The sequence below is a fragment of the Pseudomonas syringae pv. cilantro genome (assembly GCF_001293775.1).
GTDB lineage: Bacteria > Pseudomonadota > Gammaproteobacteria > Pseudomonadales > Pseudomonadaceae > Aquipseudomonas > Aquipseudomonas syringae_P.
On sequence record NZ_LGLN01000067.1, the window covers coordinates 1 to 16,393 of the forward strand.

Annotated in this window: 13 protein-coding genes and 3 pseudogenes; 12 read left to right on the top strand and 4 right to left on the bottom strand. The window is 52.0% G+C overall.

The annotated features are described in order from the left end of the window. Nucleotides 1–157: 157 nt before the first annotated feature. Entirely contained in the window at nt 158–2,542 is a 2,385-nt protein-coding gene (locus tag ABJ99_RS17245; protein WP_054086857.1) for a sensor domain-containing diguanylate cyclase, read from the top strand. Nucleotides 2,543–2,631: 89 nt separating this feature from the next. Here the strand turns inward: ABJ99_RS17245 and dacB are convergent, their stop codons facing one another. Then, complete coding sequence (dacB, locus tag ABJ99_RS17250) at nt 2,632–4,101, bottom strand: D-alanyl-D-alanine carboxypeptidase/D-alanyl-D-alanine endopeptidase (RefSeq protein ID WP_054086858.1); 1,470 nt, start codon at nt 4,099–4,101, stop codon at nt 2,632–2,634. 341 nt (nt 4,102–4,442) lie between these two features. On the opposite strand from dacB, the gene ABJ99_RS17255 reads away from it, so the two are divergent. Then, nucleotides 4,443–4,787 (top strand): YggL family protein, encoded by a 345-nt coding sequence (locus ABJ99_RS17255; protein WP_003346101.1) that lies wholly within the window; start codon nt 4,443–4,445, stop codon nt 4,785–4,787. Nucleotides 4,788–4,902: 115 nt separating this feature from the next. Here ABJ99_RS17255 and ABJ99_RS17260 read toward each other — a convergent pair. Together ABJ99_RS17260 and ABJ99_RS17265 are read right to left on the bottom strand one after the other, a co-directional pair. Next, a pseudogene (locus tag ABJ99_RS17260) lies at nt 4,903–6,189 on the bottom strand (ATP-binding protein); the annotation flags it as partial. Nucleotides 6,190–7,372: 1,183 nt separating this feature from the next. After that, nucleotides 7,373–7,669 (bottom strand): helix-turn-helix domain-containing protein, encoded by a 297-nt coding sequence (locus ABJ99_RS17265; protein ID WP_054086859.1) that lies wholly within the window; start codon nt 7,667–7,669, stop codon nt 7,373–7,375. Nucleotides 7,670–8,108: 439 nt separating this feature from the next. Here ABJ99_RS17265 and ABJ99_RS17270 point away from each other — a divergent pair, with 439 nt between their 5' ends. The 10 genes and pseudogenes from ABJ99_RS17270 to ABJ99_RS17305 all read left to right on the top strand — a co-directional run bounded on the left by ABJ99_RS17270 (nt 8,109) and on the right by ABJ99_RS17305 (nt 14,708). After that, nucleotides 8,109–8,495 carry a hypothetical protein gene (locus ABJ99_RS17270; protein WP_054086860.1) on the top strand — a complete coding sequence of 129 codons (387 nt, stop codon included), beginning with the start codon at nt 8,109–8,111 and terminating at the stop codon, nt 8,493–8,495. Between the two features lie 53 nt (nt 8,496–8,548). Next, nucleotides 8,549–9,241 carry a hypothetical protein gene (locus tag ABJ99_RS29250; RefSeq protein WP_230081046.1) on the top strand — a complete coding sequence of 231 codons (693 nt, stop codon included), beginning with the start codon at nt 8,549–8,551 and terminating at the stop codon, nt 9,239–9,241. Continuing rightward, nucleotides 9,234–9,737: a hypothetical protein gene (locus ABJ99_RS17280; protein ID WP_054086861.1), complete on the top strand. Its 504-nt coding sequence runs from the start codon at nt 9,234–9,236 to the stop codon at nt 9,735–9,737. The genes ABJ99_RS29250 and ABJ99_RS17280 overlap by 8 nt, the downstream gene beginning before the upstream one ends. A 382-nt stretch (nt 9,738–10,119) precedes the next feature. Beyond that, a pseudogene (locus ABJ99_RS17285) lies at nt 10,120–10,552 on the top strand (hypothetical protein). A 97-nt stretch (nt 10,553–10,649) separates the two neighbouring features. Beyond that, nucleotides 10,650–10,997 (top strand): hypothetical protein, encoded by a 348-nt coding sequence (locus tag ABJ99_RS17290; protein WP_054086862.1) that lies wholly within the window; start codon nt 10,650–10,652, stop codon nt 10,995–10,997. Nucleotides 10,998–11,408: 411 nt separating this feature from the next. Further along, a pseudogene (locus tag ABJ99_RS27380) lies at nt 11,409–11,725 on the top strand (transposase); the annotation flags it as partial. A gap of 60 nt (nt 11,726–11,785) precedes the next feature. Then, nucleotides 11,786–12,502 (top strand): Cap15 family cyclic dinucleotide receptor domain-containing protein, encoded by a 717-nt coding sequence (locus ABJ99_RS17295; protein ID WP_147461920.1) that lies wholly within the window; start codon nt 11,786–11,788, stop codon nt 12,500–12,502. 3 nt (nt 12,503–12,505) lie between these two features. Further along, nucleotides 12,506–13,606, top strand: coding sequence for a nucleotidyltransferase family protein (locus tag ABJ99_RS29255; RefSeq protein ID WP_054086864.1), 1,101 nt, complete (start codon nt 12,506–12,508; stop codon nt 13,604–13,606). A gap of 127 nt (nt 13,607–13,733) precedes the next feature. After that, nucleotides 13,734–14,096 (top strand): mCpol domain-containing protein, encoded by a 363-nt coding sequence (locus tag ABJ99_RS27390; RefSeq protein ID WP_217997734.1) that lies wholly within the window; start codon nt 13,734–13,736, stop codon nt 14,094–14,096. A 54-nt stretch (nt 14,097–14,150) separates the two neighbouring features. Then, on the top strand, nt 14,151–14,708 hold the full coding sequence (locus ABJ99_RS17305) for a Cap15 family cyclic dinucleotide receptor domain-containing protein (protein WP_220789592.1): 558 nt from the start codon (nt 14,151–14,153) through the stop codon (nt 14,706–14,708). A 200-nt stretch (nt 14,709–14,908) separates the two neighbouring features. On the opposite strand, the gene ABJ99_RS17310 is transcribed toward ABJ99_RS17305, so the two are convergent. After that, complete coding sequence (locus ABJ99_RS17310; RefSeq protein ID WP_054086866.1) at nt 14,909–16,252, bottom strand: DUF2201 family putative metallopeptidase; 1,344 nt, start codon at nt 16,250–16,252, stop codon at nt 14,909–14,911. Nucleotides 16,253–16,393 lie beyond the last annotated feature (141 nt).

Below are 16,393 nucleotides of genomic sequence, written 5' to 3' on the forward strand. Positions count from 1 at the left end.
TCAGTCGCAGTTAATCTGAGCCGAAAATTGCGCTGATTGCGAGCACGGCTGTTTTCGATTGCAAGCCGCTACAACTAGGCAAACTACTGGCGAGTAGCTATAAAAGATCAATAGCCAGCTTGACGCTTCAGTTCGTTGGCGTCATGAGTTTCTGTCTATGACCGCTAAACGTTTCAGGCTCAGAATTCTGAGTTTTATCAATGGTCAGCGCTCTGCATGGCTGGTAGCGGTTCTGGCTTTTCTGATCGGCATTGCACTGACCGTCATGCTGGCGCTGGCGGACAACGAGCTGTATCAGCGTCAGGTCCATCAGCGTTTCGACATGCTTGCAGCAGAGCGCTTCAGCCGTCTTCAGGAGCGTCTGGACCGGCAGGTTACCCGGCTGGACACCCTGAGCCGCTTTTTCATCTTTTCCCAGCGAGTCGAGCAATCGGAGTTCGACGGCTTCGTCGCGCCATTGCTGCTGGGAACCCAGGCGTATGCCTGGACCCCTCGCGTTACCAGAGAAGAGCGGGCTGCGTTCGAGGAACAGGCACGTGCGGACGGTATTACCGATTACGCCATACGCGAGATGACCGACAGCGGCGTGTTGAACATTGCCGGTGTGCGCAATGAATACTTCCCGGTGCGCTTCCTGCAAACCGTTAGCAAAACGCCGTCACCATTGGGCTTCGATATCGCTTCGGAGCAGGTGCGCCGCTCTGCGCTGGAACGTGCGCGCCTGCTCAAGCGAATTGTCGCCACGCCGCGCATTCGCTTGCTCGATCCGCCCGACGCCTACGGTATTTTGCTGGTGGCGCCAGTGTTCTCGCCTGGCCGGATCCCAGCGCAACTGAACGGGTACGTGACGGCGGTCATCAGCCTGGCGCAATTGATGAATGTGGGCACCGCAGAGCAGGATAACCTTGCGGTGACCATGCAGGACCTCAGTTCGCCGGCCAGACCCGAGCCGGTCTACCAGTCGCCGGTGGCTGCCATTCACAACAGGCTTTACGCCAGCAGCCTGCTGAGCCTGGGCGACAGGGATTACTTGATCGAGGTTCGCCCGACGCAGATTTTCAACCTCAGCAATCAGATCATGATGCCGGGCCGGGTCCTGTGGCTGGGCGGGCTGTTGAGCCTGATGCTCAGCGCCTTGCTGTACACCCTGATCAGTCAGCGTCAGCGCGCCTTGCAGCGTGTTGCGCAACGTACCCGTGAGCTGCGCCAGCGTGAATTGCAACTGCGCGCTGCGCACGGTCAGTTGCGCAACGTGCTCGACGCCGCGACCGAAGTGGCGATCATCGCCACCGATCTTGACGGGTTGATCAACATGTTCAACGTCGGTGCGGAGAAGATGCTCGGTTACCCTCAGGAACAGATCCTGGGCAAGTTCCACCTCATGGACCTCTATCAGTCTGCCGAGCTTGAAGCCCGCGCGAGCAGCCTGAGTCGGGAGCGCGGGCAGTCGATCAGCGCCGCTCAACTGATGTTTCTCGACGCGGTACAGGATGGAACGCATCCGTCGCAGGAATGGACGCTGCAACGCAGTGACGGCAGCACGCTGGTGGTGGATATGCTGGTCACTGCGGTGCGTGACGACCAAGGGCTGTGGACCGGCTATCTGGCCGTGTGCATCGACGTCACCGAGCACAAACGCGTCAACCAGGCCCTTGCCGAACAAGGACAGTTACTGAAAAAGCTGGGTTCTCAGGTGCCTGGCGGTATTTATCAATACCATCTGGGCATCGATGGCAGCGCGCGCTTCAGGTACGCCAGTGCGGGCATGTGTGAGCTGTTTGAAGTGGGTGAGTCACAGCTGCTGAGCGACGCCGACGCCGTGATGCGGCGTATTCAGCCGACCGACCTTGCGCGGGTCAAGACCTCGATTCTCGCCAGCGCAAAGCACCTCACAGCCTGGAGCGAGGAGTACCGGGTCGAGCTGCCACGCAAGGGGCTGCGCTGGCTGAGCGCGGCCTCCACGCCGGAGCGGCTGGCCGATGGCAGCGTGTTGTGGCACGGGTTTGTGTCCGATATTACCGACCTCAAGCGCGTCGAGCAGGAGTTGCGAGCACTTTCGGTCACCGACGTACTGACTGGCGCTTACAACCGGCGCTTTTTTCAGGACCGCATGCAGGCCGAGCTCAAAAGGATCGACCGGCATGGTGGTGACCTTTCGATCATCATGCTAGACGTCGATCACTTCAAACGTATCAATGACCGTTTCGGGCATGCTGCAGGCGATCAGGTACTCAAGTCGATCTCGGAAAAGATCAGCCAGCGACTGCGCAGCGACGACGTGTTCTGTCGTCTGGGCGGCGAAGAGTTCATGGTGGTGTGCCCGGGCACGCGAAGCGCACAGGCTTATCAACTGGCCTTGAGCCTGCGTGAGGCATTGCGCAATCAGGTTATCGAAGGCGTCGATCATGTGGTAACGGCCAGCTTCGGGATCGCGAGCAGGCGTGCGGGCGAGGGCATCGACGCCATGCTGCTGCGCGCCGACTCGGGCGTCTATGCAGCGAAGCAGTGCGGTCGTGATCGCGTCGAGCCGGAGCAGCTTTGACTGGATGCCTGAGCCCGGCGGGATTTGAAACAGGCTGATCCGGCATGAACAGGCCCGCTGCACGGCGGGCCTGTTCGGGTGCTGCGGTCCTACTGTTGCTGAATCGAAACCGTGGCGTTGGCCAGTTTGGGCTGGCGGTACAGGTCGATCAGCACTTCATCCAGAATCGACGAAGCACCGAAAGGGCGCGGGTCGTTGAGAATCGCCACGACCGCCCAGGTATTGCCGTTGCTGTCGCGGCTGAAGCCGGCGATGGCGCGTACTGTGTTCAACGTACCGGTTTTGATGTGGGCTTCGCCGAGCAGCGGAGTACGCTTGAGGCGTTTACGCATCGTGCCATCGAGCCCGGCCAGCGGCATCGAACTCATGAATTCGGCGGCATACGGGCTGCGCCATGCGGCTTGCAGGATGACCGCCATTTCGCGGGCACTGACGCGTTCTGCGCGAGACAGTCCGGAACCGTTTTCCATGACCAGATGCGGCGCAGTGATGCCTTTTTTCGCCAGCCACTGACGGATCACGCGTTGTGCAGCTTTGCCGTCGTCACCGTCGGCTTCGTTGCGAAACTCTTCGCCGAGGCTGAGGAACAGCTGCTGGGCCATGGTGTTGTTACTGAATTTATTGATGTCACGGATGACTTCCACCAGATCGGGTGAAAATGCCTTGGCGAGCAGCTTGGCGTTGCCAGGCAACACGCCGACGCGGTCCTTGCCCAGAATGGTGCCGCCCAGTTCCTGCCAGATGGCGCGTACTGCGCCTGCTGCGTAGGTCGGGTGATCGAGCAGGGACAGGTAAGTCTGCGAGTTGCAGCCATTGCCCAACTGACCGGTCACGGTCACATTGACGCTGCCGTCCGGTTGCGTCACCGGGTTGTAGCGCACGTCGCCCGTGCATTGTTTCGAGGCAACCGCCTTGACCTGATTTTCGATGCGAATGGTGGCAATCGGCGGCTCGATCGACACCAGAATCCGGCCGTCATCGTTGCGCGTCACGAAGCGCAGGGCCTTGAGGTTGACCATCAGTGCGTCGGGCTTGACCAGGAACGGCTTGTTGTCATCGTTGCCGTCATCGTTGAACACCGGCAGTTGCGGCTGGACGAAGTGGCTGCGATCCAGTACCAGATCGCCCGTCACCTGCTGCACGCCGTTGGCCCGCAGATCACGCATCAGCAGCCAGAGTTTTTCCATGTTCAGCTTGGGGTCGCCGCCGCCCTTGAGGTACAGGTTGCCACGCAGGACGCCGTTGCTCAGGGTGCCGTCGGTGAAGAATTCGGTTTTCCACTGGTGGGTAGGGCCGAGCATTTCCAGCGCGGCGTAGGTGGTGATCAGCTTCATGGTGGACGCCGGATTCACCGACACATCGGCATTGAATACGGTGGGCGTACCCGGACCGTTAAGCGGCAGCATGACCAGCGAGAGCGCATCATCGCCGAGTTTGCTGGCTTTCAGGGCCTGTTGAACCTTGGGTGGCAGGGTGGTGTTGATGACGGCAGCGTGGGCGGGGAGCGCCAGTGGCAAAAGCAGCGAAGCGAGCAGCAGTGGACGGAGCGACTTGATCATTGAATAAAACCCTACCGTAAAGAGGGAAATAAAAAAGAGGGCATGGATGAATTCCCCCGGTAACTATTCGATAACTCGATAATGCTGTTCGATGACTATGACTATAGTGAACGCGCAGGAAATGTTCGTGATAAGTGAGAATGCGCGGCGAACGAGCGGCATTATGCCCCAAGCGGGGCAGGCGTGTGATGGGGGCAGGTGCTCAAGTGAGAATTTTTTTGCGCACCCCTGCTCAAGTGCCGGTCAGAACATGCTGCATCTGCAACTCGCAGCAATTGTCGGGCATTTAAGTCGCCAAGCTGGTAAAGTGCCGCCCGGTATTTATTGATGAGGATTGTCCCATGGCCACTAACCGCTCCCGCCGTCTGCGCAAAAAACTGTGTGTAGACGAGTTCCAGGAATTGGGTTTCGAACTGAACCTGGACTTCAAGCAAGAGCTGGATGACAAGGCAATCGACGCTTTCCTCGACGCTTTCCTGAAAGAAGCGATGGAAGCCAACGGTCTTGGTTATGTGGGCGGCGACGACTTCGGTCTGGTTTGCCTGAGCAAGCGTGGCTCGGTCAGCGAAGAGCAGCGTGCTGCTGTCGAAGCCTGGCTGAAAGGCCGCAGCGAACTGACAGAAGTCACTGTCAGCCCGCTGATCGACGTCTGGTACCCGGAAAAAGAAATCAACCCGGCCGCCTGATGCAAAAGGGAGCAGGCTCGTGCCTGCTCCCTTTTCGTTTGTACGTTCCTTTCGCTACGCCTTCCGCTGTTCTCTTCTCCTTGCTGTTTGCGCTGCGTCAGCCCTGATGCCGCCCTCAGTGCTGTTGCTCCCTCAGTGCCTTCTCAAGCTCGCTCATCGCCAGATCCAGCCCTTCATGGCAAGCCTTCAGTTGCGTCTCTGATCCGTTCTGCTCGCACGCGTGTTCAAGGTCATCACAGGCCTGAACGACTTTGTCGGCATTGATAATCCGCGCAGCGCCTTTGATCCTGTGGGCCATTTCACTGATTTTTCTGCGATCACCTTCGCGCAGCAGGTCGACAAGCGTCAATTGATCGTCCTTGTTGCTGGACAGCAACTGAGCGATCAACCGCTCGACCATTTCCGGACGATCACCGGTCAGACTGCTGATACTTTGCAGGCTGAACGGCTTTGCTTTGCGCGGCAGCGGCGTTAGTCGCGACAGTTGCTCGTTGAGGGTCCTCAGGCTGATGGGTTTGAACAGGCAATCGTCCATGCCAGCGTCCAGGCAGCGCTGGGTTTCCTCGTGCTGGGCATTGGCGGTAAAACCAAGCACCCGGCAGCGTGGCAGGCTGTCGGCAAGCTCGCGGGCGCGGATCGCGCGCGTCAGGTCGTAGCCATTCATGACCGGCATGTTGCAGTCGGCGACCACCAGATCGAAGTCCCCGGCCAACCAGCGTTGCAGCCCTTGGGCGCCATTTTCGGCCATTTCGCAGTGATGACTGAGGAAGCCGAGTTGCTCGCACAGCAGCAGCCGGTTGGCAGGGTGGTCATCCACGACGAGGATGTTCAGAGCCTGCTGGGCCTGTGGCACGACCGGTAGGGCGGCAGGCTGACTGGCCAGTGGCTCGAGCGTGGTCAGCATCAACTGCATATTGATTCGCGTACCGATTCCCGGCTCGCTGTCGAGCGACAGGCTGCCGCCCATCATCGTGCACAGGCTGCGGCAGATCACCAGCCCCAGTCCGGCGCCGGTTCTGGCCATCTGGCCGGTGTTGTCAGCCTGGGCGAAGGGCTCGAACAGGCGGCGCTGATCCTCAACGCTGATACCGATGCCGCTGTCCTGCACGGTGAGATGCACATGCAGTTGTTGCGGATCTGGCGTGTCTGGGGCTTGCAGGCTGATCTTCACCTGCCCCCAACGGGTGAATTTGATTGCGTTGCTGACCAGGTTGGACAGGATCTGCTTGAAACGCAGCGGATCGATCAGCACGTCGGTGTTGAGCCGGCTGTCCAGTTCCAGCACCAGGTCGAGATCTTTCTGGCGCGCCAGGCCGTCGAACACCCGCACCACTGACTCCGCCAGCTGGCGCAGGTTGGCCCGTTCCGGGTTCAGCGCCAGCCGCCCGGATTCGATGCGTGCGTTTTGGCTTCTACCCCGATTTCAGGCCGTAATCGTCAGTGCCCATACGGGTTATCTCTTTATTAAATATTTAGCTCTTGATCTTCATCCCATTTTTCACGAATTTTTCCGAAAATTCGCACGTTGAATCGGCATTTGTCTGCCATAGCCCCAAGAAAAATCGCTAGATGATTAGTGTGCCGGGGGAGTGATCCTACGCTGAAATCCCCTTGAGAGGCATTGAGGTGGTGTCAATCATATTCTACAAGCTGTTACGCTTTTTAACCTTTATTTCTATTTTTGGAAGTTGTAAAGAAATATTAAATTTGCTCTGCTGTTTCAAAGTTAAGTTACGTACTATGCTGCGTATAATAAAAACAATTTAAGAAGTTTTTTATGTGGAATTTTGATTTCAGAGTTGAATGTCTAAGAGACGTATTTCTGTTTATTAATGAAGTGAGCGCTAAACCCAGAATTCTGACGTGCGCCTTTATTCCTGACCGCAGCTTCCCAGACGTAGAAATCTCCTTTTTTGCCTCGTGTCAGCTTGACGATCTGCTAGTGATAGCTCGTTCAATCGAAGATGCGCATATGATCGTTGCAAGCTTGGAAACATCGAGTTCATAGTGAGGTTGGTTGGATGAGCGTGGGTCGTACGGACTACTCAGCAAGCTCTAAGAAGTCTAAAGTTTACATATTGTAATCGAAAGAATTCAGTGGTTGTTTCATCGCAAGCGGTGATTGAGCGAATTGGTGTGAGCTTTACGTAACGTAAAAGAGGGCGTGCATAGTATAAAGTAATAGCTCTTGACTTGATTCTTTTTTCATGGTTTTTAATATATTATATGATCCGCTGTTGGTCCATTTGGCGAAGGTGGTTCTTAGCAAAAGGCCCTAGTATCGAGAGTATTGGATCGCTATTGGCTTTGAGACATATCCGTCACGCGGCTGTAGGAATCATCACGCTCCTACTGATGGATCGGCGCTCTGAAAACGTGTAAATGTCCGTATTGGTAGCCGTAATGACGTTTGCTGACTAACCTTGGCTGCTGCGTAATATTCACGGCAGGGTTACGTTGAAAGCGGGTCGATGATTTTTTGATCTCCCTAACAGACCTAATACACAAAGTTTTTGACCTTTAGCGGCACTTTATAACCAGCTCCGCCTGATCGAACTGACGCTGCTATACCTGAAATACTTGGATCAAGGCCGCAAGCACAGATCATCAATCAGCTTAGCCAGCACTTGGGTTGCTTTTTTTCCAGTGGATCCTACCGGCTTTTCGCTAACCCGGTCGTACGCCCACAGAATCAGCACCACAGCATCAACCCCCAGCACCTGGGCAATCTGCTCAACCCTATCGAGCGTAGGCGAGTGCTCCCCCTTCTCCAAGCGGTGGATGTATTGGCGCGACGCCGCAGTCCCAAAAGCATCTTGGGTTAGGCCCTGGTGCTCTCTAAGCTCCCGAAGCACTGCTCCGAAAGCCTCATCAATATTCAAACGGCTAGCTCCAGCTTTACTAAAACTGGCATTTAATCGTAAAGGAGGCTAGGATCTTCGAAATGACCACTATTGTGGTCATTCGTGAGTGTCGAGTATGATCTGTTTGTGAAGGGCTTTGGTCGCTGCGCGGCCCAAACGACGGTGCTGCAATCGGTTGTACAGGTATAGCCGAACGCGAAGGCAATGGTCCAACAGACTTGCTGATCTAGAAGTGCTTGCGCGGCTTCTAGTCTGTTGAATCGCCTCTTGAAATAGGTGAAGGGTCTCCAAAACCCTAGCCGCTGCTCGTCCATTGCCGCTGGACTTCTGAAAGAATCCATTTAGGTCTGCTGTTTGATCAGATTTTTGCGTATGCCTACTAGTGATTGCAATCAAATAGTTTTAGCTATTTCTAACCACCAAGGTGTCAATGTAATTGTCGTTATAGGAACTGCCAGTGAACGAAAATCTTGAACGCACTCTATTGTCCAAATTTCCTAAAATTTTCGATATCAAAGAATCAGACCCTGACGACTACCTCTGGGGGATTCACTGCGGAGATGGCTGGGCTCCTCTGATAGCTACCATTTGCAGGCAACTTCAGTTGCACGTAGAAACAACTGGCAGGCCACAGATCGTCGCTACCCAAATTAAACAAAAAATGGGAATTCTGAGGTGCGTGTTTTCCGGCACTGATGACTACAGCAACGGCGTTATTGACACAGCGGTAGGCATGTCATTCGTGACGTGCGAGTTGTGTGGTAACAAGGGCGTGCTGGCACGCGGCACAAAAGGCTGGGTCCGTGTGCTGTGTGAGCAGTGCCGTCTTGATAATCCTGGTTGAGCAGTTTCGGTGAGGCTGCTAACTCGAACTTTTAAGCGATGAGGACCAATATCGTGTTTCAAACCCACTGGAAAGCGTCCTTGGGCGGTGGCGTCTCTAGCGATATCTTCTACGACCACGTCTTGCATTCTTTGGACTCCGAACTTTACTGCGTGAAAGCCTGCTACTTGGGCGCGCGAATCACAGATTTCCCAGAGCATCGTATGATGATCACCCCAAATCTCGTGCTGCTCGACCGAGTCTTAAGTGGAAAAGAAAAGGGTGTATCAATCGACACCATCCAGGTTTTGTCCCCAAGCAATGCTGGCTCTTTAGAAGAAGGGGCTTACCGCATCGGTCTGGTCACCCGGATAACTCGGTTCCACGCCTCGGCGCAGGGTCTGCCGAGGTATCTGGTTGAGAGCACTGTGGGCAATATTTTGGCTGGCGACGTTGATGGGCGTTGGAGCAGCTACAAGCGAACTGTATTGTTTGATCCCCGAGCCAAACATTGTCCTCCAATGGGCGTAGCTGAGAGTGAGGTAGCAGAGTTCGGTGTCGTTAAAACTGACATCCTCGTTTGTGCCTTGGATCTCTATGCCGTTGATGGAGAAAAGACCTTACATTGGTGGCGGCAGACGCATCCGGAATTGGGTAACAAAGCGCCCAGCGAGCTAGAGACATTAGCTGAATACCAGAAGCTCCTCCTGCTTCTTCGAGGACTCAAGCACATTTTGCGAAGCAAGGGTGAGACACAGAATGATTGATTACTCGACGCTCATTATGGCTAACCATCCGAACCTTTTGCCGCGACTTTGTCAGCATTTTAGTGACGAATACACGGTGAATGATGGTCGCACGCCTTGGTGGGTGCTGCGCTCCATAGTTTCGTCACCGCGTCTGGCGGATGTGTATGTGAAGGGATTTGATCCCGCAGGTTGTAGTGAAGTAGGCGACAGCTTTTTAGATAAGCACACCATGCTCGCGGACCGACCTCAGCGGACCTATGGAGTCAGCCTTGAGCGCTGGGGGCAAATCTCGGCGTCGCTCACCGTTGTTGATACAATCCCATTCAGAGACAGTACCATCAGTCGAATCCAGATTTGGCCATTTGATCCGCTGAGTCTGACGCTTGAGGCGATGAAGATTGCTGTCGCAGTGTCATATACCGCACTGGAACTGATCAGAGAACCCAGGCTAGTGGGCGCGATCAATAACGTGCTCCATGCATACAACTTTCAAGCCGATCCGCACGAGCAATAAGGCCTCAGCGAGCACTCAGCTAGCGAGCCTTTGCAACCGGATTCTTGTATATGCTGACTGAGGTGAACCGCTGTGACCGTTCTGGCCGATGTGGCCGAATATGCCGAGCGTGGGTGTGGGTGGGGGGCTTTAGAATCCTGGCGGTAGGCGCCGATGGATGAGCGAACTTATGGTGAGCAAGTACGAGGCGCCTAGGCAAAGCGAGGGGGGCGGAGGTTGGCTTTGCGATGTGTAAGATCTGCACATCGCTTGCAAAGCCATTTTTTCGTATTTCGCGTTCCAGATGCCAGAATGCCGCGCATCTCCAATAAATCGCCCGCTCTCAAAATAGACTGATATTGTCCTGTGTCGCTAATGGCACTTCAGCAAGGAGGGAACGATTGTGACGTCAGAGGAAAAGATGACAGGTGACATGTTTGAGGTGGACAAGCGCTTGGCCCTTAAGCCCGTGCGGGACTTCAACAAACTGGTACGTGACGCTTTTATGGAAGGACCTTGCACCTGCCTCCCGGTGCAAGTCGGTGGCCGGTAATGAAACTGGTTACGACCATCAGCACACATTTGAGATCGATGGGCAGCAGTTGAATCGTCGCTTCGCGACTACTTCGGGAAGCGATGTCCTGACCGCATTGAAAAAGGCTTGGCTCTCATACACCAAAGCTGATCTTGATACTTCAGGTGACTTGGAGCTGTCGACAGTCGAGCAATTTGTCGACAGCGGCGTGCGTAATCGACTGATTCCGCTTTTCTTGGCCTGCGGGCTAGTGAAGCACCTGGAAGGAAAGCTCCAATTACAGAGGCAACAGGATGCCTAAGCGTTAGGCAAATCGATGTTCTCTGCCGGTGACCGCTTTTACGGTCACCGAGAATAGAGCGCATGTGCTCGTTTTTTCTGTGTGAAGAGGATCTTTGATGGAACTGGTGACCCTTGTAGAAGTGCTGTTCAACCGAATTGGCACTGCCTCAGGCGGCAATGCTTTTTCTAGTCAGCGGCAGCTTCATAAGATCGGCGAGGTAGCTGACGAGGAGCCTGAAACCCTACGCAAATTTATCATTGCCACAGCGGAGGAGAATGGCGAAAACGTTGGCTCTATGGCAGCTCTGCGAGCTGAGAAGGCCTATGGAAGGAACCGAGGGGAGTACGTGTTCGATATCCAGGCGAGGAATGTACAATACAGTTCGGCCTATGCCAGCTGTAAAGCGTTTCCTGCACTGAAGGTAGGTGATCGTTACTTCAGGTTGGATGAGGTCAAGGTATAGACCCTATGCACCTATAAGGCCAGCCCCGCTGGAGGCGTTCGGAGCGAAGCGCGGTGGGTGCCCGGAAGTGTAAGTCGTAACACTAAAGGAGCAGTGCTGCCTTGAAGCTTCCCAGGGAGTGGCTGCTCTGAGCTGATCTCGTCATTAGGCTTTCAACTGCTGTAGCAGAGCATGATTTGGAGGGAGATAGCATCCCCAACAGCGGGATGATGTCATCTACTCTAGTGATCAAAGACTCTTACAATACCTATCTTTGGTCGTTCGCCTCTCAGCTTAAGTACACATCATGAGCCTGGAGCAGCTGAAGAACTCGGTAGGCGATCTCAACCGCCGATACGCCTGATGAAGCAGATTACCTTCGCCGAAGCCGAGTACGCTGGCAAACGCAAGCAGACCCGTAAATAGCGTTTCCTGATCGAGAGGGATCAGGTCGTGCCCTGGAAGGGATCAATCAATCGAGCCTCAATACCCCAAGGGCGACGGTGGCCGTCCCAGCTATCCGTTAACGGCTTTGCTGCGCACACATCCGCTGCAAAAATGGTTCGGCTACAGCGATCCGGCGATGGAGGAGTCGCGTTACGAAACACGATCCTGCACCAGTTCGCGAGATTGAGTTTGGATCCGATTCCCGATGAAACCACATTCTCAACTTCCCGCTCTTGTTGGTAAAACAAAAGTTGGCAGGCGGAATTTTGCAGGTCATCAACGGCTATCATGGTGATCGTGGTTTTCGGGCAGTGGATATAGAGGGGGGGTGAGTACGATGGGTAGCTCGGAAACGTAGGAGTTTGGGTGCTGCTTTAGCTGGCTATCCGCGAGGATTTTCTGAATCTCAAAGTGCTATCATCATTGACAGTGAGGCGGTGTTTGTCAGTGCGAGGGATGGCATGCAAGATCATGAGTATTCAGTGATAGGTCATCGCAGAAGCAGCATCGGCCGATATTTGGGCATGCTGGCCACGATTGTTGTGTCATTCCTACCGGCAGTTGGGATTGGGTTGTCCGACTTGATGGCGACAATTGGAGTGCCTGAGTGGGGCAAATACTTCGTTGTTATTCCACTTACCGCTAGCGTGACGTATACAGCGCTTCATTGGGTGTTCAATACGTATGGCTGGCGTCCGCTGAGTTTTTTGGCTCAGGTTCCCAATATTTCTGGCGACTGGAATTGTGTGGGCCAAACGCTCGATGATGATGGACGTGTCGCTCATGATTGGGAGGCTGATCTGACCATATCTCAGACTTGGGAGAAAATCCGGGTCAGGCTTGAAACCAAATCATCTGTGTCTCATAGCATGTCGGTGGCACTGATCCCTGAGCCGGATGGCTGCTGGATGTTGATGTACAGCTATATGAATAAGCCTAAAACCGGGAATGGCCACCTCAACGGTCATCAGGGCTATAGCGAGATGAGGTTCGCCAAAGGTCTGAAATCCGCCCAAGGGGATTACTTTACTGCGAAGGGGCGTGGTACTGCGGGCATCATGATATTTACCAGGAGATAAATAATGGGTAAGGATGTTTATCGGAGGCTGTCAGACCTTAAGTCTCGACGTCGGGGTAACAGCAGTACTATTGCGATGGACAGCATCACGGCCAATTCGAGGTCGATTTCAGAGAAATTCGAAACTCGTTCGAGCGGTCAATGGGCAAAGTATGCATTAGGCATCATGCAGGAAGTCGATCCGACCTATACCCAAAACTCTGTGGCGGAAGGCGAGAGGGTAAAGAACCAGATCACAACCCGTATTTCCACGGAAGTTAAGTTCGAGTACCAAGGATCTGTCCCGCTTAATGTCCATATCCGTGGAGTTAGCGACATTGATATACTAGTACTTTTGAGTGGTTACTTGACAATCGATCTCAGTGGCTCTAGAGCGAACACAACGGATTATTCAAATTGGGTAGGACAAAGCGGCACTGCTCAACTCGCCTTCCTTCGCAGTGAACTGGAGTCTGCTTTAAAGGCTGCCTATCCAGCTGCTGATGTCGACATAACGAAGGATAAGGCCATTGCACTGTCTGGAGGAAGCCTGTTGCGCAAGGTAGATGTGGTGCCTTCGCATTGGCATGACTCTGCTAATTATCAAACCAGCAAGAACAAGAAAGATCGGGAAGTCAAAATCTACCAAAAAGTCACCGATGACACATTATTAAATAGACCTTTTCTTCATATCGATAAGATAAATCAAAAAGAAGCGGTCACTCGTGGCGGCGCCAAGAAAACTATCCGCATGCTGAAAAATTTGAAAGCTGATAGTGAAAATCCATCGGCGATTCTTGTGAACAGCTACGAAATCGCAGGCCTGGTGTTTCACTTTGAAGACACTCCGATGTCCGTACCTGCTTACAATGAACTTGCTCTGGTCGCTGTGGCGAAACAACAGCTTACTCGCATGATGGATAATAAGCTTTGGGCGATGGGGTTGATGACACCCGATGGAATTCGAAGAATCATCGATTCTGAAGAGAAATTTAAGTCACTGACACTGCTAAGGGACGAAGTTAGCGAGCTAGGTAAGAATCTGGCAGTTGAGCTTACTTCACGTTATTGGATTGATGACTTAGAAACGCTAAAGGCTCTGCGTGAGTCGTATATCGCTGAGTAATGAAAAGTTTTGTCGTGCTTTGGCCTAGGGCAGCGGTCGCTCGCGGCGTTTTGGCTTCTGTTGCGGCATCTTAAGTAAGACGTATAAACCATTGCAATAGTGGTAAGAATCTTGGTGAGTTATGATTGTGAAGTACATATCTATCGATGGCGACGATGTAGGAAGAAAAATAACGGCTTGTTATATAGGTAACGATGAGGGAAGGCTAAGCTTTATTAGTAGGCGCATCGAAGAGTATACTCTAAGTATTGCGAGCCTATTAGAATCAAAAGGGTTTTATGTGATTTTTAGAGCCGCGGATGGCGTTGTTGCAAGAACTAATGATGACTGCAATTTCGATGAGCTTTTTTTAATGATAAGCTCGTGTGCCACTGATGAAATAACTGTTTCAGCAGGCGTTGGATCTAGCCTGAGGGAGGCATATATTGCTTTGGTGAACTCAAAAAGTAATGGAAAGAATCAGCTCTCTAAGTTCAGTGCGCTAAAATAAAGGCTATATATGTTCAGAGTTGTAAGGTTTGACTTGCTTTTGAAGTCTGTAGTCGTGATCTCTATATTTATCGCTGTTGCTATATACATGCTTGTGCAAAATGTAACTGGTGTCAATATAAGCTTGTTAAAGGTCACGACGATCTCTACCTTCGCATCCGGGGTGATTATGTTTACGTTGCTTTCACCATTTATGTCTCGAAAAATCTGGTATATCGCAAGGTTTTTTAAAAAGAACCTTTATCCAGATTTAAATGGAGTTTGGGTTGGTCAGGTTACGACAGAAGAGGAGGTCGCTTTTGAGGTTAGAGCTATTATAAGGCAAGCTCTTTTGGTGACTGAAATAGATCTGCATGGTGAAACAGTAAAATCAGTAACCCTTGAAACAACGCCTACGATGGAGCTTAACAAACATAAACTCTATTATGTCTATCGCTCTACACCCAAGAATCCGTCCTGGGGTGATTACGTTGGCTCGACAATCTTTGATGTCATTGAGGATGGATCAGCGCTCGTACTTTCAGGGAAGTACTATACGGATCGAAAGTCAGTTGGCAGAATTTCGTTGAAGCGTGTGTCGACAAATATCGACTCGGACGTTTCCTACTATTGACGCCTTATGAGCGGTTTAGCAGCGTATTCCGCTGTTTAAGTGCCACTGATTGCCTGCTTCTGGCTCGGAATCGGTCAGGCATGGGCGACTGCTTCCGCCCAGAAGCCGCCTTTCGCATTACCAGTGGCCGCCTCCTGCCCGCACGATCACTACCAGAAAAATAAGCAGCCAATGTTTATGTTTAGGTAGTAGGCGGCGACCTATAGAAATCGCTTTACAGAAGAAATTAATGTAGATTTTTCTAGGCTGTCCATATGTGAAAGTATTTTATCGAAAAAGCTCTCAGCGTATTGAATGAGCAAGTTTTCTTCATTCGTATCAATTTTCATATTGTTTCTCAGTGCAGATAATCGATCAGCGGAGGATGGGTGGCTATGATTTTCGGGAATGAAATCTACTACGTCAGATAAACGATCCCGAAGCCGTTTCCCTGCATTTTCAATAAAACTCATATAGATAAAAAGCAGTTGGGCTGAGTTAAAGTCACCGATATATTGAGATAGAGGTCCGTTATGCGCTGTTTCGTCATTGTCGCCTATCACTATAATTGGTGAAGGTGACTGGCCCGACTGTTTAAGCGATGCAGATGCGAATGAATCTGCCTCATACTCAAATTTATGCCGCGTGCTGAGTGCATCTGGGTGGTCGGCGAGGCTAGCCAGTCTTTGCGGATGTTTATGACAAAGATGGCCAATCTCATGCATGAAAATAAAGTCTATTTGATCTGCTGTGAGACGATGAACTGCGGTTACCACATCAGTGCCGTACAAAATCGAAAATGCGGACATTGTATTGGCTAATGTATTTCTATTAAAGTGAAGTATTATTGGCGTGATTTCTTCAAATGCTCGTGCGTAACGTTTCGGACCCGAATGACTTCCATCTGTGGAAAAATAATGGAGTAAAAATTTGTTGAGGAATTTTAGAATGGGTTCTAGCGCATAGTTGAAAGAGATATAGTATTCATCGCGGTAGACCGTTGAGCTGGCGTTGAATACGCAGCTTTTAACTGGTATGCATGCTACACTGTCAATTCCGAATTTTCGCATTATTTCTTTTGGTATGCTTCTTGTGGTGCGCAGCCAACCTAGCCTGACCCAATACGGGAGCAAGGTATCCTCCTTCCAGAAGTTATAATCCATTATCTCGGAAAGTTGATGCAAGGCAATATTCAAGGCAGCGGCATATGTCGCTGAGGCCCTAGCTTCTTCAATGTTGTTGGGTAACTCCCAGCTGAACGATATCAGCGAGCTGAGCCCCCAGAATATCATATCTTCTTGGCGTGCCTTTACGTCTCTGAGAGATTTGCGAACATATTCAATTTGTGTTTTTGAAAGCGATGGTAACAGCGCGTAATTGAGGACTTGCAAGCCGTCAAGATCTACTACTACTTTTGGTTTTATAGTGCTGGAACACCCTACTAGATCGACGTATTTTTGCACATTGCTCAATAGTTGATTTATTTGAGTTTCATTTAGTAGTGAGAGGCTTAATTTTGCGTCATTTTCTAAAGTTGTCAGCCATTCTTCTTTTGTCATGGTCATTATTTAAAACTCCCTGCCGTCATAAATCCTGCTCCTAAAAAACCTAATAGCCAACTGTATTTTTTTGAAACGCAGCGGCCGTAGCATTTGTCACATTTTGAATATACTTCAATCGAGACCTATCACCAGCGGAGAGTTTGG

Coding starts and splice junctions, on each gene's coding strand:
- ABJ99_RS29255 (WP_054086864.1), top strand. CDS start 12,506: ATGGGTAAGGATGTTTATCGGAGGCTGTCAGACCTTAAGTCTCGACGT.
- dacB (WP_054086858.1), bottom strand. CDS start 4,101: ATGATCAAGTCGCTCCGTCCACTGCTGCTCGCTTCGCTGCTTTTGCCA.
- ABJ99_RS17280 (WP_054086861.1), top strand. CDS start 9,234: ATGATTGATTACTCGACGCTCATTATGGCTAACCATCCGAACCTTTTG.
- ABJ99_RS17255 (WP_003346101.1), top strand. CDS start 4,443: ATGGCCACTAACCGCTCCCGCCGTCTGCGCAAAAAACTGTGTGTAGAC.
- ABJ99_RS17245 (WP_054086857.1), top strand. CDS start 158: ATGACCGCTAAACGTTTCAGGCTCAGAATTCTGAGTTTTATCAATGGT.
- ABJ99_RS17290 (WP_054086862.1), top strand. CDS start 10,650: ATGGAACTGGTGACCCTTGTAGAAGTGCTGTTCAACCGAATTGGCACT.
- ABJ99_RS17310 (WP_054086866.1), bottom strand. CDS start 16,252: ATGACCATGACAAAAGAAGAATGGCTGACAACTTTAGAAAATGACGCA.